21 protein-coding genes and 1 tRNA gene are annotated in these 23,286 nt (G+C 34.4%); 12 read left to right on the top strand and 10 right to left on the bottom strand.

The window, feature by feature from the left end; genetic code table 11:
- Positions 1-128 precede the first annotated feature (128 nt).
- The 11 genes from ABJ955_RS10110 to ribB all read left to right on the top strand — a co-directional run bounded on the left by ABJ955_RS10110 (position 129) and on the right by ribB (position 11,667).
- A complete protein-coding gene (locus ABJ955_RS10110) occupies positions 129-1,328 on the top strand; it encodes an aminotransferase class I/II-fold pyridoxal phosphate-dependent enzyme (protein WP_347374501.1) in 1,200 nt (399 codons plus the stop codon).
- Between the two features lie 116 nt (positions 1,329-1,444).
- Complete coding sequence (nhaC, locus tag ABJ955_RS10105) at positions 1,445-2,935, top strand: Na+/H+ antiporter NhaC (RefSeq protein WP_347374500.1); 1,491 nt, start codon at positions 1,445-1,447, stop codon at positions 2,933-2,935.
- A 159-nt stretch (positions 2,936-3,094) separates the two neighbouring features.
- The gene (locus ABJ955_RS10100; RefSeq protein WP_347374499.1) at positions 3,095-3,730 is read left to right on the top strand and encodes a peroxiredoxin; all 636 of its coding nucleotides are present in this window, start codon (positions 3,095-3,097) and stop codon (positions 3,728-3,730) included.
- Between the two features lies 1 nt (position 3,731).
- A complete protein-coding gene (locus ABJ955_RS10095; protein ID WP_347374498.1) occupies positions 3,732-4,046 on the top strand; it encodes a thioredoxin family protein in 315 nt (104 codons plus the stop codon).
- A complete protein-coding gene (locus ABJ955_RS10090) occupies positions 4,027-4,275 on the top strand; it encodes a hypothetical protein (RefSeq protein WP_347374497.1) in 249 nt (82 codons plus the stop codon). The genes ABJ955_RS10095 and ABJ955_RS10090 overlap by 20 nt, the downstream gene beginning before the upstream one ends.
- A 148-nt stretch (positions 4,276-4,423) precedes the next feature.
- Positions 4,424-4,924, top strand: a complete 501-nt coding sequence (tpx, locus tag ABJ955_RS10085) for a thiol peroxidase (RefSeq protein ID WP_347374496.1) — start codon at positions 4,424-4,426, stop codon at positions 4,922-4,924.
- Positions 4,924-5,283: a diacylglycerol kinase gene (locus ABJ955_RS10080; RefSeq protein ID WP_347374495.1), complete on the top strand. Its 360-nt coding sequence runs from the start codon at positions 4,924-4,926 to the stop codon at positions 5,281-5,283. The genes tpx and ABJ955_RS10080 overlap by 1 nt, the downstream gene beginning before the upstream one ends.
- A 134-nt stretch (positions 5,284-5,417) precedes the next feature.
- Positions 5,418-7,766, top strand: coding sequence for a DNA translocase FtsK 4TM domain-containing protein (locus ABJ955_RS10075; protein WP_347374494.1), 2,349 nt, complete (start codon positions 5,418-5,420; stop codon positions 7,764-7,766).
- A 1-nt stretch (position 7,767) separates the two neighbouring features.
- Entirely contained in the window at positions 7,768-8,406 is a 639-nt protein-coding gene (locus ABJ955_RS10070; protein WP_347374493.1) for an outer membrane lipoprotein carrier protein LolA, read from the top strand.
- Between the two features lie 10 nt (positions 8,407-8,416).
- Entirely contained in the window at positions 8,417-10,423 is a 2,007-nt protein-coding gene (locus tag ABJ955_RS10065; protein WP_347374492.1) for an LptF/LptG family permease, read from the top strand.
- Between the two features lie 95 nt (positions 10,424-10,518).
- Positions 10,519-11,667, top strand: coding sequence for a 3,4-dihydroxy-2-butanone-4-phosphate synthase (gene ribB / locus ABJ955_RS10060; RefSeq protein WP_347374491.1), 1,149 nt, complete (start codon positions 10,519-10,521; stop codon positions 11,665-11,667).
- 33 nt (positions 11,668-11,700) lie between these two features.
- Here the strand turns inward: ribB and ABJ955_RS10055 are convergent, their stop codons facing one another.
- The 9 genes from ABJ955_RS10055 to ABJ955_RS10015 all read right to left on the bottom strand — a co-directional run bounded on the left by ABJ955_RS10055 (position 11,701) and on the right by ABJ955_RS10015 (position 21,836).
- Entirely contained in the window at positions 11,701-12,474 is a 774-nt protein-coding gene (locus ABJ955_RS10055) for a hypothetical protein (protein WP_347374490.1), read from the bottom strand.
- A 20-nt stretch (positions 12,475-12,494) separates the two neighbouring features.
- Entirely contained in the window at positions 12,495-13,397 is a 903-nt protein-coding gene (locus tag ABJ955_RS10050) for a hypothetical protein (protein ID WP_347374489.1), read from the bottom strand.
- A 72-nt stretch (positions 13,398-13,469) separates the two neighbouring features.
- Positions 13,470-14,423, bottom strand: coding sequence for a hypothetical protein (locus ABJ955_RS10045; RefSeq protein WP_347374488.1), 954 nt, complete (start codon positions 14,421-14,423; stop codon positions 13,470-13,472).
- Positions 14,424-14,603: 180 nt separating this feature from the next.
- Positions 14,604-15,797 (bottom strand): DegT/DnrJ/EryC1/StrS family aminotransferase, encoded by a 1,194-nt coding sequence (locus tag ABJ955_RS10040; RefSeq protein WP_347374487.1) that lies wholly within the window; start codon positions 15,795-15,797, stop codon positions 14,604-14,606.
- A 96-nt stretch (positions 15,798-15,893) separates the two neighbouring features.
- A complete protein-coding gene (locus tag ABJ955_RS10035; protein ID WP_347374486.1) occupies positions 15,894-16,532 on the bottom strand; it encodes an NAD(P)H-dependent oxidoreductase in 639 nt (212 codons plus the stop codon).
- 272 nt (positions 16,533-16,804) lie between these two features.
- Entirely contained in the window at positions 16,805-17,167 is a 363-nt protein-coding gene (locus tag ABJ955_RS10030) for a hypothetical protein (RefSeq protein WP_347374485.1), read from the bottom strand.
- Between the two features lie 17 nt (positions 17,168-17,184).
- Positions 17,185-17,697, bottom strand: a complete 513-nt coding sequence (locus tag ABJ955_RS10025; protein WP_347374484.1) for a hypothetical protein — start codon at positions 17,695-17,697, stop codon at positions 17,185-17,187.
- Positions 17,694-17,831: a hypothetical protein gene (locus ABJ955_RS10020; protein WP_347374483.1), complete on the bottom strand. Its 138-nt coding sequence runs from the start codon at positions 17,829-17,831 to the stop codon at positions 17,694-17,696. Before ABJ955_RS10020 ends, ABJ955_RS10025 begins: the two co-directional genes overlap by 4 nt.
- Positions 17,832-17,939: 108 nt before the next feature.
- A complete protein-coding gene (locus ABJ955_RS10015; protein ID WP_347374482.1) occupies positions 17,940-21,836 on the bottom strand; it encodes a two-component regulator propeller domain-containing protein in 3,897 nt (1,298 codons plus the stop codon).
- 208 nt (positions 21,837-22,044) lie between these two features.
- Here ABJ955_RS10015 and ABJ955_RS10010 point away from each other — a divergent pair.
- A tRNA-Ser gene (locus ABJ955_RS10010) sits at positions 22,045-22,129 on the top strand.
- Between the two features lie 88 nt (positions 22,130-22,217).
- Here ABJ955_RS10010 and ABJ955_RS10005 read toward each other — a convergent pair.
- Positions 22,218-23,285, bottom strand: coding sequence for a hypothetical protein (locus ABJ955_RS10005; RefSeq protein ID WP_347374481.1), 1,068 nt, complete (start codon positions 23,283-23,285; stop codon positions 22,218-22,220).
- Position 23,286 lies beyond the last annotated feature (1 nt).

Raw genomic sequence — 23,286 nt, 5'->3', positions numbered from 1 at the left:
ATAGTAAAAGTTATAATCAATAAAGTTTTACCCAATTTTAAAACAAGTCTTTCAAAAGGAAGTTGTTTATAATTTGACCACTCATTTAAATTTTTGCAAATTTGCCAAACAACAAGAAAACTATAATTATGGCATTTAAACCAGCTAATAAAATTCAAGATTTACAATATTTTGGAGAATTTGGAGGTGTAAACCCTTCAATTTCAGACTCTTCTACCTACACCTTCCTCTCAGCAAAAACAATGTTCGACACTTTTGAAGGAAATGCAGATGGATGTTATCTTTATTCCCGCCACTCTACACCTTCAAATTTATACTTAGGGCAAGCGCTTGCAGCCATGGAAGGTACTGAAACGGCAAATGTTGCTGCTAGCGGTATGGGGGCAATTACACCAGCTATTTTACAGTTGTGCAAAGCGGGAGACCATGTGGTTTCAAGTAGGACTATTTATGGAGGTACGTATGCCTTTCTTAAAAATTTTGCGCCAAAATTGAATATTGAAACTTCATTTGTAGATATTACCAAGCTCGAGGAAGTTGAAAAATCAATTACGGAAAACACTAAAATAATATATTGTGAAACCGTCAGTAACCCACTTTTAGAAATTGCAGATATTGAAGGGCTATCAAAAATTGCTAAAAAACACAATTTGCAATTATTGGTCGATAATACATTTTCGCCATTAAGTATTTCTCCTGCAGCATTAGGCGCAGATGTAGTTTTACACAGTTTAACTAAATTTATTAATGGTAGTAGCGATACCATGGGCGGTGTAACTTGTGGTTCACAAGAATTTATTGACGCACTTCGCAATGTAAACGATGGGGCAAACATGCTTCTCGGACCAGCAATGGATAGCTTGCGAGCGGCTTCAATTTTAAAAAATTTAAGAACACTTCACATTCGTATTAAACAACATAGTGAAAATGCGTTATATCTAGCTGAAAAGTTTGAAGCAGATGGTTTAAAAACAGTGTATCCTGGTTTAAAATCACATTCAGGCCATGCGCTTTTCAAAAAAATGATGAATAAAGAATATGGGTTCGGCGGTATGCTGACCTTAGATGTTGGTGGTATTGATAAAGCAAATGAATTGATGGAACTTATGCAAGAAAAAAACTTAGGGTATTTAGCCGTAAGTCTTGGTTTCTACAAAACGCTTTTTAGTGCACCAGGTTCCTCCACTTCTTCTGAAATCCCTGAAGAGGAGCAAAAAGAAATGGGACTTAGCGATGGTTTAATCCGTTTTTCTATTGGTCTGGATAACGATATAGAGCGCACCTATAAAATGATGCGCGAATGTATGGTTGAAGTTGGAGTGCTTTAAAGCTCCTAACAATATAAGCTAAAAAGACTCCTCAGATATACATCTAGGAGTCTTTTTTAATTTGCATAACTTTTTACAAAATCGTAACATTACAATTCATTTATAAAAATACCTTTATGCAAAGCCAAGAAATAAAACCAACAGACCCAAAAGAAGATCAGGTAGTTGAAAATGCTGCACTAAATATTTGGGAAGCCCTCATACCGGTTTTTGCTTTGATAATAATGCTTTTTTACAATGTTTTTTACGCCTTTGGCGATGATGCTTTAAGTGGTAGTAATCAATTTATTCTTTTAATGGGAGGGGCTATAGCTGCAATTGTTGGTTTTTTTAATAAAGTGAAGTTTGATCAAATGTTGGAAGAAGTTGCCCAAAATGTAAAAGCTACCGCTGGAGCAATACTAATTTTATTAATGGTAGGTGCTTTAGCAGGAACTTGGCTTATTAGCGGTATTATACCAACGATGATTTATTATGGGTTACAAATATTAAATCCTACGATATTTCTAGCATCTTGCGTTATTATTTGTGCTATTATTTCAGTTGCAACGGGTAGTAGTTGGACAACCTCTGCAACCGTTGGTATCGCACTTATTGGTATTGCTGATGCGTTACACATTCCTTTAGGCATGACTGCTGGTGCAATCCTCTCTGGAGCCTATTTTGGTGATAAAATTTCTCCATTAAGCGACACTACAAACCTTGCTCCTGCCATGGCCGGAACTGATTTATTTACACACATAAGGTATATGCTTTATACAACCATACCAACTTTATGTGTTACTTTAATTGTGTTTATAATTATTGGCCTAAACATAGATACCTCCGGTACTGCCGATATACATTTAATCCTAGCAGCGGTAAAAGATGCTATCAATGTAAGTCCATGGCTTTTTGTAGTCCCTTTAATTGTGATTTTTTTAATTATAAAGAAAACACCACCCCTTATAGCATTATTAATAGGAACTTTATTGGGAGCTGTTGCAGCGCTAGTATTTCAACCAGCTATTGTTTCTTCATTAGGAGGGGGTACCTCGCTAACTTTTGAAAATGGTTATAAAGGCATCATGAATGCCATTACGGTAGATAGTGCTATCCCAACAGAAAACGAAGCATTAAAAGCACTTTTTTCCTCTGGTGGTATGGCAGGTATGTTAAATACAATCTGGCTCATCCTTTGCGCCATGGTTTTTGGAGGAATTATGGATGCCATCGGTGCACTAGCCGCTATAAGCAAAGCACTTTTAAAATTATTCAACACAACATTTGGGCTTTTTGCAAGCACTGTAGCTAGCTGTTTGGCATTAAATATTACTGCTAGCGACCAATATCTTGCCATCGTAATCCCCGGAAAAATGTACGCTCAAGCATATAAAGATAAAGGCCTTGCCCCAGAAAACCTTTCAAGAACTTTAGAAGATTCAGGAACTGTAACTTCAGTATTAGTTCCATGGAACACCTGCGGCGCATACCATAGCGGTGTTTTAGGCGTGGATACATTACACTACGCAGCTTATGCTATTTTCAACTGGCTTAGTCCATTTACAACACTTCTTTTTGCTGCCTTTAGAATTAAAATCAGACAGTTAACTACTCCCGAAAATTAACAACAATATTTTCATAAGTTTTATTTATTTGAAATAAATATCGTTATAATAAAAAGCTATCGGTATATAGATTAATCTATTTGAATTTTCTATTATTTCCCACAGGACTTTTTACCTTTGCAGTAGAAAAAATTTTAACTCAAAAAATAAAATAAAGCTATGTCATTAGTAGGAAAAAAATTCCCAAGTATTTCAGTAGACGCAATGAATGAAATGGGAGATACTTTTAAGCTAAATGTGCTTGAAGAAGCAAAAAAGAACAACAAAAAAGTACTTCTTTTCTGGTACCCAAAAGATTTTACTTTTGTTTGCCCAACCGAGATTCACTCATTTCAAGAAGCACTTTCAAAATTTGAAGACAGAAACACTATGGTTATTGGCGCATCTTGCGATACACCTGAAGTTCACTTTGCATGGTTAAACACTCCAAAAAACAATGGCGGAATTGAAGGTGTTACCTACCCTTTGCTTGCAGATACAAACCGTAATTTATCAAATGCTCTCGGCATTCTAGACATTACAGGTGAAAGTTATGATGAAAATGGAGAGCACTATTTACTAGAAGGAAGCAATGTAACGTATCGCGCTACATATTTGATTGATGAGGAAGGTAAAATTTTCCACGAAAGTGTTAACGATATGCCTTTAGGAAGAAACGTAAACGAATTTCTTAGACTGATTGACGCTTACACCCACGTTCAAGAAAAAGGTGAAGTTTGTCCAGCAAACTGGGAAGAAGGTAAAGAAGCAATGCTTGCAACTCGTGAAGCTGTAGCAACCTATTTAAGAAATTAATATGGTACATGAACTGACAGACGATAGTTTGCAGCAACTGATTGCTGAAGAAAAAAACGTTATTGTTCAGTATTCAGCTGGCTGGTGTGGCAATTGCAGGTTGATGAAGCCAAAATTTAAAAAATTAGCTTCAGAAACAGAGAATTTCAAATTCATTTTGGTGGATGCTGAAAAATTTCCTGAAAGTAGAAAAATGGCAAATGTTGATAATCTGCCTACATTCGCTACTTTCAAAAATGGTGTTTTAGTAAACCAAATTCAAACAAATAAATTTGAACTTTTAAAAGATCTTGTAAATGAAGTTGCCCGTAATTAGACATATTCAGCGTAATACTTCTGTAGCGCAAATAGAAAATTGCGTAGAAGTTTTAGAATCATACTGCGAATACAATCGAATAACAGAGGAAGAAATGGATATCATTGGTGAACTTATCACAAACCTCTGCGGAGCAATGGAAGTCCACAAAATGATTGAAAACGGAATGCCTGAGCGTGAGGCAGCAAATACCTTTGCTCAAAAAGTATTAGGTGCAATAGACCGATAAGCAGTTTATACATATTAAAATATCCCTTTGTATAAAAATACAAAGGGATATTTTATTTTAAAAAAGGGATGTTTCTTTTAAATGTATATTGGTACTTCAGCAACAAACGAATTATTATCTTTATATTTTAATTTTAAAAACTAAAACCATGGCAACCATAAAATTAGGCGAAAACACTATAGAAACTGTTGGAAACCTTCCCAATTTAGGAGAAACAGCTCCTGATTTCACGCTTACAACACAGGATTTAACTTCAAAAACACTTGCGGATTACAAAGGAAAAAGAGTATTGTTAAATATTTTTCCAAGTATAGATACCGGTATTTGTGCAACTTCAGCGAGAAAATTTAATGAAGAAGCATCAAAATTGAGTAATTTAAAAGTTTTATGTGTTTCAAAAGATTTGCCTTTTGCACAAAAACGTTTTTGCGCTGCAGAAGGAATTCAAAATTTAGAAATGTTATCTGATTTCCGTGATGGTAACTTCGGGAATAATTATGGTGTAAGCATGAAAAATGGCGCTTTACAAGGCTTACACTCACGCGCTGTATTAGTGTTGGATGAAACAGGAACAGTAATTCACAGGCAACAAGTACCTACTATCGGGGAAGAACCGGATTACGCTTCTGCCCTAAAACCCTTATTATAATGTGGGATACCTTTATAGGAAAACGCCTAAAAGGGTGTGGTTATGCCTTGAAAGGCGCTTTACTTTTACTAAAAAGTGAAGCGAGTATTCAAGTTCAAACAGTCCTTGCCATTTTAATGACAATTGCTGGATTTTATTTTGATATATCTCCTACAGAATGGATGCTTCAAATTTTTTCAATCGGCTTGGTAATGAGTATTGAAGGGTTAAATACCGCAGCAGAAGAAATTGCAGATTTTGTGCATCCAGATTTTCACAATAAAATTGGATTTATAAAAGACGTAGCTGCCGGGGCTGTATTTTTTGCAGCAATTGCAGCTATATTGGTTGGTTGTATCATATATATCCCAAAATTTTAGAACTCATTTTATAGGAAAATACCGTTTTTACTATTTAAAAAAATGCTAGAAATCTTCAGCTTTGAATTTTAAATAATAATATGGTTTGTGCCGTTTGATATTTGTATTTTTGCTAACAGACAACCGTTCCATTAATGGCTAAGAAAAAGAAAACAACAACAAAAACACCACGTAAAAAAATAAGCTTTTCGCTATCTAAACAACAAAAAATACTTTTGGGTAGTTTTTTGTTTTTATTAGGGCTTGCCTTGTTGTTTTCATTTGCGTCCTACTTTTTTACTTGGCAAACCGACCAAAGTGAAATAGGGATCTTAGCAGAACGTGAGCTACAAACAAAAAACTGGCTTAATAAGTTTGGTGCAAATGTGGGGCATTTTTTTATTTATAACGGTTTCGGGCTTTCAGCCTTTACAATTGCTTTTCTTATAACCATAACTGGAATTTATTATTTCTTCGATTACGCAAAAAGACAGTTAGCAAAATTTTGGTTTTGGGGATTACTAGTAATGCTTTGGATTTCTGTGGGTTTTGGATTTTTTGGAGAAAAAACAACCCTTTTTAGTGGTATTATTGGCTACGAAGTAAACGATTTAATGCAGGATTATTTAGGTCTTGTAGGCGCCATTTTAGTAATGACTTTTGTCTTAATTATCTATCTCGTTGTTAGATTAAAGCTTACCCCTGAAATACTTATTGACAGCCTTAAAAGCTCTAAAAAGAAAATAGCTTCTGAATTTAATGTTGAAGAAAAAGAAATTGTAAACCCAGAAACGGTTTCAAACACCAACGAAATTAAAGAAGAAATTTTAGAACCATCTATTGAAAAAAAGGTCACACCTCCCCCACCGCCTGCTGAAAAAATAATTCTAAAATCGGATATTGAAGGCGATGTAGCAATGGAAGTGGAACAAGCTGCTGAAGAAGAAGAAATTGAAAATCTTAGCAATAAACTTGTAAAAGATTTTGGAGAATTTGACCCTAAATTGGAGTTGAGCAACTATAAATTTCCAACTTTAGAATTATTGCGCGACCATACAGCTGGTGGTGGAATCACCATCGATCAAGAAGAGCTAGAAGAAAATAAAAACCGAATTGTTGAAACCCTCAACAACTATAAAATTGGAATTGCAAATATTAAAGCAACAGTTGGTCCAACCGTAACCTTATATGAAATTGTTCCCGACGCTGGAGTTCGTATTTCAAAAATTAAAAACCTTGAAGACGATATTGCGCTTTCACTTTCTGCATTAGGAATACGTATCATCGCTCCAATTCCTGGGCGTGGAACCATTGGTATTGAAGTGCCTAACAAAAATGCGAAGATAGTTTCAATGCGCTCTGTAATTGCTTCTCCTAAATTTCAGAATGCTGAAATGGAACTCCCTATTGCATTTGGAAAAACCATTAGCAATGAAACTTTTGTAGTCGATCTAGCTAAAATGCCGCATATGCTTATGGCAGGAGCAACGGGTCAAGGAAAATCTGTTGGGTTGAATGCCGTACTAACGTCACTACTTTATAAAAAACACCCTGCCGAAGTAAAATTCGTTTTGGTAGACCCCAAAAAAGTTGAACTAACACTTTTCAACAAAATTGAAAGACACTATCTCGCAAAACTTCCAGATACAGACGAAGCCATAATTACTGATACCACCAAAGTAGTACACACATTAAACTCGCTGTGTATCGAAATGGACGCTCGCTACGATCTTTTAAAAGATGCAATGGTGCGTAACATTAAAGAATACAACACAAAATTTAAAAACAGAAAACTAAACCCGAATGAAGGCCACCGTTTTTTGCCATACATAGTGTTAGTAATTGATGAATTTGCAGATTTAATTATGACTGCTGGCAAGGAGGTAGAAACACCAATTGCGCGATTGGCACAACTTGCAAGAGCTATCGGCATCCATTTAATTATTGCTACACAACGCCCTTCAGTAAACGTAATTACGGGTATTATAAAGGCCAATTTCCCTGCTAGAATCGCGTTTAGAGTAACGAGTAAGATTGACTCAAGAACTATTTTAGATAACTCTGGCGCAGATCAATTAATTGGTCGCGGTGATATGCTTTACACACAAGGCAACGAGTTAACTCGTATTCAATGTGCTTTTGTAGATACACCCGAAGTAGCAGATATCACAGAATTTATAGGGTCGCAAAAAGCATATCCCGACGCACATTTACTCCCTGAATACGTTGGCGAGGAAGGTGGCACAACTCTTGATAATGACATATCGGAACGCGACAAACTATTTCGTGAAGCTGCAGAAGTATTAGTGATTGCACAGCAAGGTTCTGCTTCATTATTACAACGAAAGCTTAAATTGGGGTACAATCGCGCAGGTAGAATCATTGACCAAATGGAAGCCGCTGGTATTGTTGGCCCTTTTGAAGGCAGCAAAGCACGGCAAGTTCTCGTTCCAACATTAGAAGCTTTAAACCAACTTTTAGATACCGAAACTAACAATAATTAAAATGAAAAAAATCAGTGTTATTTTAATCGCTCTTTTTATAACAACAATTTCACAAGCACAAGAAGCTAAAACCTTATTGAATGAAGTTTCTACGAAAGTGAAAAGTTATGATAATATTGCTATCGACTTTAAGTATAATTTAAATAATTCAAAAGAAAATGTAAGTCAAGAAACTCGTGGGGATGTTACCCTCCAGGGTGACAAATATGTTTTGAATATGCTTGGAACAACCCGAGTTTTTGATGGAAAAAATATTTTTACTATTGTTCCTGAAGATGAAGAAGTAACTATTTCAGCATACAACCCAAAAGACGATAAGGAAATTACTCCTTCAAAGATGTTGACTTTTTATGAAAAAGGATACAACTATAAAATGGATATTACACAAAATGTAAAAGGGCGAAAAATTCAGTTTGTAAAACTTATTCCGATAGATTCAAAAGCTGAAATAAAAGACATTCTGTTAGGAATTGACGTACAAACGAAACACATTTATAAGCTGATTCAAACAGATGCCAAAGGCACTAAATACACACTTACTGTAAATTCTTTTAAAACAAATCAACCTGTTTCCAAAACCTTGTTTACTTTTGACGAGGCTAAATATAAAAAAGAAGGTTACTACATAAATAAAATCTAACCGCAGCTAAGTGAAAATACTGGACAGGTATATATTAGTAACATTTTTGAAGACGTTTTTAAGCGTCTTCATTATTTTAATGTTCATATTTGTCCTACAAACTATTTGGCTTTATATTTCCGAACTAGCTGGAAAAGACCTAGATGTTTGGATTATTTTAAAATTTCTTTGGTACGTTTCCCCTCGGTTAATTCCTTTGGTATTGCCATTAACTATTTTGGTTACTTCATTGATGGTTTTTGGCAGTTTTGCAGAAAAATACGAATTTGCTGCAATGAAATCTACTGGAATTTCACTGCAACGCGCCATGGGAAGTGTTATTGGTTTTATAATCTTACTTTCGATAACGGCTTTCTTTTTCGCAAATAACGTAATTCCCTATTCAGAATATAAATGGCAGAATTTACGGCGGAATATTTCGCAACTTCAACCCTCTATGTTTATTTCTGAAGGGCAATTTGGGCAGATTGGGGATGACTTTAATATTAAAGTTGAAGAAAAAAGTGGAGACCGTGGCCAGTATTTAAAAGATGTCGTAATTCATAAAAAAAACATCACTAGACCCAATGGAAACTTTACTGTAATTATTGCAGACAATGGCGAAATTGCTAGTGAAGAAGGCAGTAATACACTTTCTTTAATTTTAAAACAAGGAAATTATTACGAAGAAATTCAATCTAATACTCCTGCAAAACAAAAAGGAGATCCTTTCGCTAAAAGTTATTTTGATGAATATGCTATAAATATTGATCTTACGGAATTAAACAATAAAGATCTTGATAAAGAAAATGATTTAAACAATCAGAATATGTACAATATCAGAGAACTTCGTGTTGAGATAGACTCATTGTCAGAAAGTTACACAAAGGATATTGAATCGTATACAAAAAATATGTACTATCGAAGCGGATTGGAAAAACTGACAGGAAAACCCGTTAGAGACACTGTAAAACCAGCTATTGTTTCAAGTATTTTAGAAATTTACAACCCCAAACTCCAACTACAAATAGTAAAACTTGCCCTTAATAATGCAAAAGGAACATTGCAAACTGTAGATGCTAAAAAAACAGAATTTAAAGCTAAAACAAAGCGACTCAATAAAACTGAAATCGCATTACACGAAAAATATGCATTAGGTATTGCCTGTATAATTCTCTTTTTTGTAGGGGCACCCTTAGGGGCAATAATTAGAAAAGGTGGAATGGGACTGCCAATGGTAATAGCCATCTTACTTTTTTTAACCTATCACTTTATAGGGATTTTTGCAAAAAACAGTGCTGAAGATGGCACTATGCACCCTTTTATTGCTACGTGGATAAGCACCGGCATTATGCTCCCACTCAGTATTTGGCTAACTTATAGAGCGACTACTGATCAAGGGGTTTTTGATATGGATACTTTCTTTCAGCGTATTGCAAGACTCTTCGGAAAAAAAACAACCGATGCTGCAATTGTAGAGGGGGAACAAGCTATTTTACTTACCCAATCTGAAAAAGCACTAGTTTTATCCCGAAACAATAAGCAACTTATTGATATTGTTAAAAATTACCGACAATATGGTTATTCTGAAGAAGTAAGAAAAGCTGCTTTACAACAATTAAATTTAAAAGGATATTCTAAATTGGAACTGAAAATGAGTGGTGATTTTGAGAATAAAATATATTCAGTTGCTCTACAAAGCTTTAATGAATCTTCGAGTTTCTCAAAAAAAGGATTAAATGCGTATTTTATTTCTATTATATGCTTAATAGGAATGATTTTGTTTAATAACATAGACATAACATATTCCGAAACACTTAAAATTATATTTCAAATTGGTCAGGTTATTTCTTTAATATCTTTATATATTTTAGTTATTAAAACTCTTTTTAGCAGTTCAAAATTTTATAAAGTCTTGGGTAAAGAACAAGATACTGGGGATTGGATGATTTTTATGTTACTAGGACCCATTATTTATATAATTCTTCACTTTAATCACATTAAAAAAATGAAAGAGGAATTACAAATGATATATTAACCTCTTTTTTTGTCTATATATAATTATGCTTTCCTTTCATACATTTCGCGGCTAACTTTCCGGCATTTACTATCTTTGTACCATATTTAAAAACTATGATTTCAACACAAAAAGAAACTTCCGTTCAACTCAACACCATTGAAGAAGCTATTGAAGACATTCGCAATGGCAAAATAATCATTGTAGTTGATGATGAAAATCGGGAAAATGAAGGAGATTTTATTGCCGCAGCTGAAATGGTTACACCAGAAATGATAAATTTTATGGCTACCCACGGAAGAGGGCTTATATGCGCCCCATTAACTGAAGAACGTTGCAATGCACTCGATTTAAACATGATGGTTGAAAACAACACGGTGCTACACCACACCCAATTTACCGTTTCAGTAGATTTAATTGGGCATGGTTGTACAACTGGAATTTCTGTTCACGACCGTTCAAAAACCATAAAAGCACTTGTAAATGATAAAACAAAAGCTTCAGATTTAGGAAGACCTGGACATATTTTTCCATTACGCGCAAAGCAAGGTGGTGTTTTAAGAAGAACTGGACACACGGAAGCAGCAATAGATTTGGCAAGACTCGCTGGCTTAAAACCAGCCGGAATTTTAGTTGAAATATTAAATGAAGATGGCACCATGGCACGACTTCCACAATTAATGGACGTTGCCAAAAAGTTCGATTTAAAACTTATTTCTATTGAAGATTTGATAAAATACCGAATGGAACACGATTCCTTGATTGAAAAAAAGGAAGATTTTAACATCAACACAAAATTCGGAGATTTTAGACTTCGCGCCTACAAACAAACTACCAACGACCAAATTCATATCGCGCTTACAAAAGGCAATTGGAAAGAAAACGAACCCGTGCTAGTTCGTGTAAATGCAACTTTGGTGAATAGCGATATTTTAGGAACACTTACCAACAACGCCGAACAAAAGTTAGACGATATGTTTAACGTTATCAATAAGGAAGGAAAAGGGGCGATTGTTTTTATAAATCAGCAGAGTCAGTCTTTAAATTTATTGAACAGATTAAAAGAGCTAAAAGAAAATCAACACCCTAACGAAATTGCCAAAGCACCCCGAATAGATATGGACGCCAAAGATTTTGGTATTGGCGCTCAAATACTTCACGATTTGGGAATACACAAAATTAAACTTATCTCTAATAGCGAACGAACCAAGCGTGTGGGGATGATAGGCTATGGTTTAGAAATTATGGAATACGTTAGCTATTAATTAGTATCCTTTTTGAAAAAAAACTTGCTTGTGTTAATCGCAAGCTAGACTTTGTACCAAAGAATTAATCTGAAAAGCGCGATCTGCCATAAACCCGGGGGAATGAAAATAGGTTATATAATCTATTAATTCATCATAAACCTTAACCCGAAGCTCCTGCCACTTGGTGTCGGTTACTTGATATACTTCATTTTGCAAAAAAGAATCGATACCGGCTGTATAATTTGGTTTGTTAATGCGATTGTAGTTTTCTTTAATTCTTCCAAATAATAAAATTGCTTCGGCATGTGGATTACCAAGCTCTTCAGATACTTCCTCTAAACTGTCAAAAATCTCATTAAGTGACTGGTTGTAAGCTTTTCCACTTAAATAATCTTCAAACATTGCCTCCAAAATTAAAATAGCATACTTTACTTTATCACTATTAAATTCGTCGGGGCAATATATTTGAGTACCAGCAGATAGAACTAACATCGCCTGAAACTCTAGTGCTTCCTTTGCTTTTTTACAACTACCTCCAGCCTGATTAACCATTCCTTGACTTATAAGTAATTTCATATGATGAGAATGCATAAGGGCTAGACAACGTACTTCTACTGGTTGTTCACTTACAGTATTTGCACTTTTTACAAGTCCATCCATAATATCCTCCATTCCTTTTTTGTTGGCGGCATCTTTCCCAGTATCGGTAGCATCGCCACGTTCTTTTTTAACGTCTTCAATAAGATCGTAAACATTAATTTGACTGTAGGATAATGTAGGTAGAGCCAAACAAATTAGACATACTATTGTGTATAATGATTTCATACTTTAACTATTTAAATGATTTACATTTCGCTATAGTCTGCCTTGCGAATTGTAAAGGGTTGTTCTTTAATTGAAGTGCAAATCATATGCATATTGTCTCTTTTCTTTTTATTTGAAGTATATTCCATCTCCAACATCATAGCGTTTTTATCGAAAGGTATATTGGTTACAGTATTACTTTTTTGCATTTTTTCCATACCTGCAAGCATACCTACAAAACTAACAGGAGCCTCATTTGTAATATATATTTTACTATTGCCTTCTTCCAGCTGTACTAAATAACCTTTACACTTATAGCCTAAAATAGTTTTTCCTGCAATAGGAGTAATATTTATTGCATCGCCGGTATTTTCTTCTCCACTTTGCCCCTTTTCTATCATTTCTTGCATTTTTCCGTCTAAAGGCATTCGCATTTTCATAGCCATTTTTCGGCCATCATTTTCCATAAACATTACCATAGCTTGATTTTTCATATCATAAACCACTAAGTTATTATTTTTTTTATCTGGAATAGCATTCCCAAAATAACCTGCATTTGGCTGTACATAATACTTTAATGTAGATTGATCTTTATTTGAAGTAATTTTCATATCAACCTCATATTGAAAGCTATAAGCATCTGGAATACCTTCCAAGCCACCGCCAAATATGTCCATTGCGCGTTGTTCTACCTTTGCTTTTTCTGCATCGGTCAGTTCTTCATTATTAGAGTCCTCTTCTTTCGTTTTTTTTTCATCCCCACCTTTTATAATCCCATCGATGGTTTTATCTGTGGTTTTAGAAACTTCGCGATCCGTTTTATTCAAAATGGTGCGCTCCACTGAATTTTCGATTCTGTTTTTAAGCTTTTTTAAAATTTGAGCTTGAGCAGAGGTTCCCAAAAAAAGGATACCCAGCATAATAAGTAAATGTCTTGTTTTCATGGTTTCTATGTTTTATACTAATTTTTTAATATTGCTATTCTCAGTAGGTATACTTTTTAAATAATTCAGAAATTATTTGTTGTTCACAGTAAATCTTTTTAACATCCCCTTCCTCTCAGGGGCGGGTACTTCTGCAATAAAAGCATAACTACCCGGTGTAAAATTTGCGTAAAAAAAGCCCGCATTACCAGATGGCATTTCTTCTACACCCCCCATAAATATTACTCCATTGGGCACAGGAGTAGTTAATCCAGTCGAGCTTGTCCAGTTCATCCAAGCGGCTAAACTATCCACCCGAGCATTCGCCTCTAATTTTACTAGATGTACGTCGTGCCCTAAAAAGTGTTCGTGTAGTTTTTGATCTAAAAAGTCTACCTTAATTATATGTTGTCCAGGTGTTACTTCACCTGTATTAACAATGCCTTTCTCGTTTGAAATTTCAAGGGTAACCGTTGGAATTGGTTCTTTTTCAAGACTTTTTTCAGTTGTAACAACTACCTCTTTATACATCCCCATAACGGAATGAAATTTTCCATTCGGCATTTTTACATAACATTCTAATAGATAGGTACCTGGATCTAATTTAATCGTTGACTTTGAAGAGGATTGTGGCGCTGTAAGCCCTACGCCTCCTGTTATAATAACATCAAAATACCAGGATGGAAGCGAATCAAAAGCTTTGTATCCTGCCGTAGTATTGCCTTCATTAATTAAGGTCATGCCTTTATCAAATACAGGAAAAACCTCAGCTTTTGTATCCACTACACTTTTACCTTCCGGATATTTTTCAAAGACAATAAAATGAGTTTCGTTTGAAGAATTGACATACTCAATGGTATTCCAGCCCGAAGACAAGGTATCTGGACCTAAAATTTCCATGGCTTCGGTATTATAAACTATGCGTTTTTTAGAAGAAAAATGGGGTTCTTCTTTATCGGTATTAGATTTACAACTAAAAAGAATACAAAATCCTAAGAAAATGATTATGGCCTGTTGCCTTTTTAAAAAGAATACATCGGTTTTCATAACTACAATTTTTAGTGACATATTTGATGTATCGAAAGTATATAATCACTAAAGTTTCTAGTATCACGTATGTTTCAATTGCTGCTACATATGTAACATCACTGCTAAGAGGACATAATTGTGTAAAGAAAAAGGGCGTCCAAAATAAATTTAGACACCCTTTTAGAATAAAAAAAATTCTTAAAGTACCGCAGCGATTGTCTTTTTCATGGCTTCCGCTCTATCGTGTACTTGTTTTTCTGTCCAACCAATTTTTATTAATGAAGAAATGGTGCGGCTCATAACGGCATCGCTTTTAGAAAAATTGGTATTGTTTAAATCTTGTAGTTGGTTTTTTACTTCTATAGCAACATTTCCTAGCGATTTTAAATTTTTAAGGTGCTCCCAGCCGTTTATGTAATGCCAATTGTTTGTATACCAATAAAAGCAAGCATCTACCCCCGCTTCAGCTAAGGCTTTATGAGCCTTTTTTGTTAGTTGTTCTGTAGGCAAAAAGAAGCTCAAAAATGAATGGTTTTCCTCACCTCCTTTTGGAACACTTCTAAAAGTAACTTCAGGTATCGTTGCTAAGGCTTCACGAAGTATGGTGTAGTTTTTCTTTTGATTATTTAAAATAGCGTCTAGTTTACCTAATTGTGCTATTCCTACGGCGGCATTCAATTCAGAGATTCTAAAATTATACCCTAAAAAAGGATGGGTTTCTGCCCCACGATCCTTGCCTATATGGTCGTGCCCGTGATCTTGATACTGGTCTGAATGTACTGCATACCGTGCGTTGTTCGTTATAATTGCCCCCCCTTCGCCACAGGTAATGGTTTTTACATAATCGAAGGAAAAACAGCCTAAATCGCCATAACTTCCTAAAGGTTTTCCTTTGTATGTTCCGCCAAGCGCTTGGCAGGCATCTTCGAGGAGTATTAAATTATGTTTAGTGCTAATTGCCTTTAAAGCGTCTAAATCTGCCATAGAGCCACACATATGCACTGGCATAATACATTTGGTTTTTGAAGTGATAGCCGCTTCCACTGCTGTAGGATCTAGTGTAAGGGTGCTATCTATATCTACTAAAACAGGTACAGCCCCCAACGCTAAAATAGATTCAAAACTAGCCACAAAAGTAAATGTTGGCATAATAACCTCATCGCCTGCACCTATTCCAGCCGAAGCCAAAGCCACTGTTAATGCTGCCGTACCGCTGGAAACAAGTTGACAAAATTCAGCGTCCATTCGTTTTGCAAATGCAGTCTCAAACTCCTTTGCTTTCCAATGGTTGTTGCGCATACCATCAAATCCGTAGCGCATTAAAACGCCTGATTCTAAAACGTCATTTACTTGTTTGCGTTCTTCGTCGCCAAAAATTTCAAATCCGGGCATGTCTTTATTGTTTAAGATTTAATGTAAGATGAGTAATAGATGTGCCTCAAAGGTAAGGGTTGCGCTGTAGAATGGAAAACAGAAAATTCTAAAAACTCAATTTACCTCAATTATAAGTTCATCAATCCCGCGTCGCACTTTTTTTAGATTTATAAAGAAATCCGATTCGTCGCGATAGCCCACAGGTAATACAATTATAGATTCTAACCCTTTTTTATCGAGCCCTAGTAGTTTATCGTATTTTTTAGATTCAAATCCTTCCATAGGGCAACCATCAATTTTTTCCACCGCACAGACCGTTAATAAAGCACCCAAGGTTAAATAAAGTTGGTTGATCATCCAATCTTTAATTTCTAAACTGCTTTTTTTGGTGAAGGAAGCGAGTAGCTCTTTTTCAAAAGGATCTAAAATAGTTCGTGGTGTTTTTCGTAAACCCTCTACTCTTTTAAAATGGTCAATGATAAAATCTTCGTTAATCCTTTTTTCAATACACAATATTAAAACATGAGAAGCATCTCGCACTTGCGACTGATTGTAAGAAATTGGCACTAACTGCTCCTTTAAGGCAGGGTTTGTAATAACTACTAGTTTTAAAGGTTGAAGCCCAAATGAAGTAGCCGTTAAATTAAACGTTTGCTTTAAAATATTCAGTTTTTCATCAGAAAGAATTTTTGAAGAATCAAACTTCTTAGTAGCGTAACGCCATTCTAGCTTCTCAATTATTTTTGAAGACATTAAAAAATAAATTAATATTAGTCACAAAAGTAGCGATAATATTTTTGAGCTTTACCGCTATTTTCATGACTAATTAAACAACTAAAACCTCCCTATATTTTAGCTGTCACTTTGAATCAATGCCATATAGCTCCTTAACAGTGATTTCAAATAATTATTTATTGCAGAGCCATTTAACCACACATATTAAATGATATTAACATTTTCCTTTCAATTTGTATGCAATTACCGTGAGGGCTGCATTTTCATCCATCTTTATATAATAGCTGCTTTTAAATATTTTTAAACCACTCCTGGTATTTTTTTCCTAAGAGCGGCACAGGGCTTTGTTTGCCGTTAATAGCATTCAAAAGTCCCATTACCCACATGTATATCAATACAAAAAAACCAAGAATATTGATAATCCAGCCTAAAATTGGTATCATCCCAATGGCTCCAAGAACCAATCCCGAAAGTGCAAGTCCAACTGATTGCTGAATGTGATATTGGGCAAACTTGTTTTTCTTTTCAGTGTTCATCACAAATGCGATAATTAATCCAATAAAAGTTATATAGGCTATCGTTGCGGTGTTTTTTCCTTCAGATAATTCTGTATTGGTTTTCGTTTTTGAGGTTTTTAATTCTGTCGTTTCCATAATTTTTATTTTAAATATTAATATGATACGTTTACTTTTCCTGAAATAGGGAAGGAATCTCCGCGCTCCATCATTCCACTGCCCTCACCTTCAAAGGTCATCTGCAATTCGCTAGCCGTCAATTTTTTTATCGCTATGGTTCCTTTTCTAAATATAATACGCTTGTTCATTGTTTTTACATCCCTCGCTGCATTATAAAAGTTGAGATCTACTTTTATTTTCGGGCTATTAACTTCGGGGATGGTATATGTAGCAACTCCTGTTTCAAGAATATTGGTATGCGTAAGGTTAAAGTTGAGTTTTATAGGGTTGCCATCTTCCCAAAACAGCAATAGAATTGAATCTTTTTTAAAAACTGTTTTTTTTATAGGTTCTAGATTTTCCTGTTTAATGCGAAAAACCTCACCTTCCATTGTAAGTTCAACTGCATAATTGCTAGTACTCTCAGAAAGAGTAGCCACTTCCTTTTTTTGATTTTCATTACAGGAAATTAAAAGTAACAATACAAGATATTTGAGTGTGTTTTTCATTTCTTAAAAATTTTTACAGATTTAACAACTCTATTTTGTAAAAGGATTTTCAATTCATAATTGCCTTGTTTCAAGTGGTCGATGCTCATATAAATAACATCCGTTTTTTTATTATCATCGAGAGAATTTTCCATTAAAAGGGCCTTTTACTGACACCAAATTAATAAAGAAGTTAACTAGAAGGGTACTACAAATGTTTCAAACTATAGAAGGTATGTTACAGTATTGAGAGCATAAGTATTTTACAGGTTGAAATTTTTTAAAATGTATTCATTGGGAGTGCACCCATACACTTCTTTAAAACATTTTCCAAAATAGGATGGGGTATTAAAACCAACTTGATATGCAATTTCAGAAATTGTAGCCTCAGATTCCTTGAGCAAGCCAATAGCCAATTTTAAGCGTTGCGAACGAATAAACTCACTAGCAGACATTTTAGTAATTGCCTTAAGTTTTCGGTGAAGTTGGGTGCGGCTCATTAGCATTAGGTTCCCAAATTGTTCGGTTGTAAATTCAGGATTGGTTAAATGTTCGTCCAAGACTAATTGCAAGCGTTTTAAAAAATCACTTTCGGCGGAAGTAACTGCTAATTCAGGGTTTATAGTAAGCGTGTTACTAAAGTGTTTTTGCAATTGCTTTCTGGTTTCAATGAGTTTTTCGACCCTTAGTTTTAATTTTTGACTATTAAAAGGTTTTGTAACATACGCGTCTGCCCCCGTTTTTATTCCAGCCATTTCATTTTCATCACCTACTTTTGCAGTGAGGAGGATTATGGGAATATGACTTGTAAGTTCATTATTTTTTAACGTATGGCACAGTTGGATTCCATCTAGCTTTGGCATCATTATGTCGCTAATAACTAAGTCTGGTATTTTCGACAAGGCTTTTTCTACCCCGGTTTTCCCGTTTTCAGCTTCAAGGATGTGATACTCTTTCTTAAATATTGAAATAATAAACGCTCGAATATCAGGTTCGTCTTCTACAACCAAAAGCAAGGGTTTGTCGTTAGCTGCAACTTTTACTACTGTATTTACACTTTTTTGAGGTTCAATTCTTTTTTTGTGCAAAATAATTTCATCACTCTCGAAAGCAGCCTTATTTAAAGGAAGAGAAAGGGTAAATTGAATTTTATCATCCCCAATATTGTTGGCGATAATAGTTCCTTTTGCAAGAGTTACTAATTCCCTTACTAAGGCTAACCCAACCCCAACTCCATCGGAGAGCTGATTGTCTTGGTAAAAGCGTTGAAAGAGTTTGCTTAAATCTTTTTTACCTACACGGTCACTTTTATTAATTATTGAAAGTACGAAGGTGTGGTCTTGTTGACCGGCTTCAAACATAATTGTACTGGCTTCTGGCGAATATTTTATGGCATTAGACAATAGATTTGAAACAATTTTTTCAATTATATCGGTATCAAACCAAACACTTTTTAAATTGTGAATCTTGCTTGAAATGGTAATATTTTTATCGGCAGCTTTATATTCAAAGGCTTGAATAAGCTGTTTAAGTACCAGTGTAAGATTGCCTTGGGCAACCGCTAATTTTCGTTGCTTAGATTCTATCATAGATAAATCGAGCATTTGTTCAACCAAATTTAATAACCTATCTGCATTCTGTTTTACTACAGAAAGTTCTTTTTTATCCTTTTTTGATAGTTCCGGTTTTGCAAGTTGGTTTTCTATAGGTCCGGAAATAAGGGTTAGCGGAGTTCGAAACTCATGCGAAATATTAGTGTATAGCTTGGTTTTAAATTCATCTAGTTTTTTAAGCCGTTTAGTTTCTTCATGCTCAAGAAATAGCTGGTTTTTTATTTCCCACCGCCATTTTAAATACTTATAAAAATAAAACCCAAAAAGTAATAAAAGCACTGCATAGAGTACTTTTGCCAAATTAGTAGCATACCAGGGTTTTAAAATTGTGAACCTATAGGTTGTTGGAGTTGTATTCCACACACCATCGTAATTACTCGAAATTACCTGAAACTCATAATCGTTCGGGGGAAGATTTGTATAGTGAGCAACATTTCCATTTCCTGTTGAAATCCAATCTTCATCATTATTCACTAATTTATACCTATAATGGTTACGCTCTGGCTGCGAAAAGTGAAGCGATGAAAAGGTAAAGGTTATTGTGTTTTCATTATGGTGTAGCTTTAAATTTGGAGTGCGTTTTTTTTCCTTGTTAAACACCTCAAAACCCGAGATAATCGTTTTTGGCTTAACGGGATTAATTGCCAGGTTGCTAGGGCTAAACCAGTTTATACCTTCCAAACCTCCAAAATAGAGTATTCCCTCTTTATCTTTAAAATACGCACCAGTATTAAACTCAAAAGCCTGTAAACCATCATAATTACTATAGTTTTCAACAACTGAAATCGTATTGTTTTGAAATTTTAGTTTTGAAATACCTTTGTTGCTGCTAATCCATAAGTACCCCAAATCGTCTGGGAGGATTCCATAAACTACATTGTTTGGCAATCCTTCTTTTGTGGTGTGTTTTTGAACCGTTTTATCTTCGGTATTATAGATTTGTAAACCTTCCCCATTTGTGCCAACAAATAGAAAAGGATCCTCAAAATATATCGATTTTACGTTTCCAATTACAGCATTAATTTTTTCGAACGTATTAGTTTCTATATTTAATTTAAAAAGACCATTGGTTTCAGTACCTATCCAAAGGTCGCCATTCGCACCTTGTTCAATAGTTCGAATATTATTGGAAGTGATGCTTGAATTTTCTGTATTGAATTGGTTTACTATTCCTAAATTTCGATCAAATTTAATAAGACCGTGATCACGTGTACCTAACCATATGTAATCTTCATGATCTTTATAGATTTTCCAAATAGTAAATGAAGCTGTTTCAGTAATGGAAGTAATTATTCCGTCGGAATTCATTATTTGTAAACCGTGTGTTTGGTGGCCAATATATAGGTGGTCATTATAAAACAACAGACTCATTATCCGATCGCCTAAAAGTTTTGAATTATTTGAAGTATAGGTGTAGTAATCTTCTCGTTCTACATTTAAACGCGTTAACCCTTTTCCTGAAGTTCCAATCCAACAGTTATTTTTATTGTCCTTTGTTATTGCACGAGCAACATCTAAATTCACATTAAGCGGAACTTGATCGTTTGTGAGTACATTAAATTTTATTAAATATTCATCGTAATAACTCAAGCCTGTTCCATCTGTTCCCAACCAGATTGTTCCGGTATTATCTTCATACAAGCACAACACATCGTTGTAATGCAAAGCAAAAGGGTTGTTTTTGTTTTCTTTAAAATGTTGAATTGTCTCATTTTCAAAATTCACTAAATAGACTCCTTGTCCATAGGTGGCTATCCACAGCTGGTTTCTACGGTCTACTAATAAATCTTGAATGATTAAATCTTTAGGTATCGGCGCATTCTTAAAACCCTTAAACTGTTTATATTCTGATTTGTTTGCGGGTTTTATAAAAAGACCTTGCCCATAGCTACCCAAATAAAATGTATTGGTTTTAGCTTGTGAAAAGGCACTAAAATTAATTTCCTCTATAACTTTTCGAAACACATAAGTATCCTCATTTATTTCAAAAAAACCATTGTTGGTCGTCGCTAAAATACTTCCGGTATTTGTTTTAAAAAAACTATAAACTGTACGATTGGCATCTGCAGCTTTTAAAAATTGAATGGTGTCTTTGGTTTGATGATTAACTTTATAAATACCCTTATTATAGGTTCCTATATAAAAGTTTTGAGTTTCATCATGAACTAGCGTGCTTACATTTTCGAATGCTGAAATTGTTTCAAAAATATCTTTTTCGGAATTATACTTTTTTAGGTTCCCAGAATTTGAAACAACCCATATTTCTCCATTTTTTGCAATATATATTTTACCTAGTTTACTATAAGTTGCACGGGTTACATCTTCAAACTGAATATCATAATATTTAAAATCGCGACCGTCGTACTTGTTTAAACCGTCTTGAGTTGCAAACCACATATATCCAGTGCTATCTTGGGCAATGCTTACCACACTGTTTTGCGATAGCCCCTGCTCTACGGTTAGCTCACGAAAAGAAACCTGCCTACTACTTTGAGACAAAGCAATATAAGGCAATAAAAAAAATAAATACAACTTGGTTCGTTTCAATTTTAGTGATTTTTAAATTAAAGTTACTAAAAAATAAGCAGTACTTATTTATCTAAAACCTTAGTTTTAAAACATTAAAGTAACTCTGCCCTTTAGATGCATACTTAAACATTAAATTTTAAGATAAAAACTAGTAAAAGCTTTTACAGAATAAAAAAAGCTTCTTATATTTGCACCCGCATTCAGGGAATACCTGATGAGATTCACTGGAGAAATGGCAGAGTGGTCGAATGCGGCAGTCTTGAAAACTGTTGAGGGTCACACCTCCGGGGGTTCGAATCCCTCTTTCTCCGCAAAAAGCCCCGTTATCGCAATGATGACGGGGCTTTGTTTTTTTGGTTGACAAGTTAGTTGACAGTACTGATTAAATTAATTTACTTTTTACTTAACTTTTGTGTCAATTAATTTTTTGATTTCCTTTAGCTGATTGATAAAATCATTTTCTTTAGTAAAATAATTTTTATATTGCTTTTCAATATCATCAGCATACTGTAAACTGTATAATTCAACTTCCCATATTTTTTTCCTGATTGAAGAAACCAATTCAACAATGTTCCTACTGCCTAAATCATCATAGCCATAATCTCTTCGGATATTCATAGCTTCTACAATAAAGTCTTTAAATAAGTTATCTGATAAATACCTAAAGTCGGGTACTTTACCGTTATCTTGCATTTCTTCAATATATTCGTAGTAATCTGGGGTAAAATCATTAATTAAGGTCGGCCAAGGGTATTTTAAATACTTTTCACTACCGTATTTTATTAAATAATCATCAACTAGTCTTGCATTTGCTGTCAAAAAAGATTGCATATCAGTACTAATAGTTTTTTGTTGGCTTACTTTATCATTAATGTGTAAAGAATACTTATCTCTTAATTCAACTAACGCCTCGGAATAAAAATCTATTATAGAATATAAATTAAGAAACTGTTTTTGCCAGTCTTCTTCATCTTTAAAATACATTTTAATTGCTCTGTACATTGATAAATCATCTAGAGCAGTAATACGCTGAAAATTTTTATTGATTATAAAATACATTCTATTCATTGTAGAAGGTGCGCTTTGTTCCGCATTGTAAAACTCTTCCATATTCTCACCATTTTTTATTAAATCAACTATTACGGTTTTTAAAAAAACACTTAACAATAATAAACGGTCTTTCAAGTCCTCCTTTTTAATAATTTCAGCCTCATTTTTTTCTTCATTAATCTGCTCTCTTTGCTCATATACTTGATACAAAATAAATAGAATGGATAAAAAAGCTAAAACGCCACCTATTAAAGTGCCATAGGCTCCAATTATATGGTCTCTTTTATTAAAATCCATATTAAACCATTGCCAATCATCTGTTTCATAAATTGCTTGCAGAGTCAAATATGATATGAGCAGTAATGTCAACCAAAATACCCATTTAATGATTTTTTTATATTTCGCTAATGAATCCATA

Source organism: Aequorivita sp. Q41, from assembly GCF_039831855.1.
In the GTDB taxonomy this organism is placed as follows: domain Bacteria; phylum Bacteroidota; class Bacteroidia; order Flavobacteriales; family Flavobacteriaceae; genus Aequorivita.
Note: the sequence above shows the minus strand (reverse complement) of the source record. Positions and strands in the feature narration are given on the sequence as shown.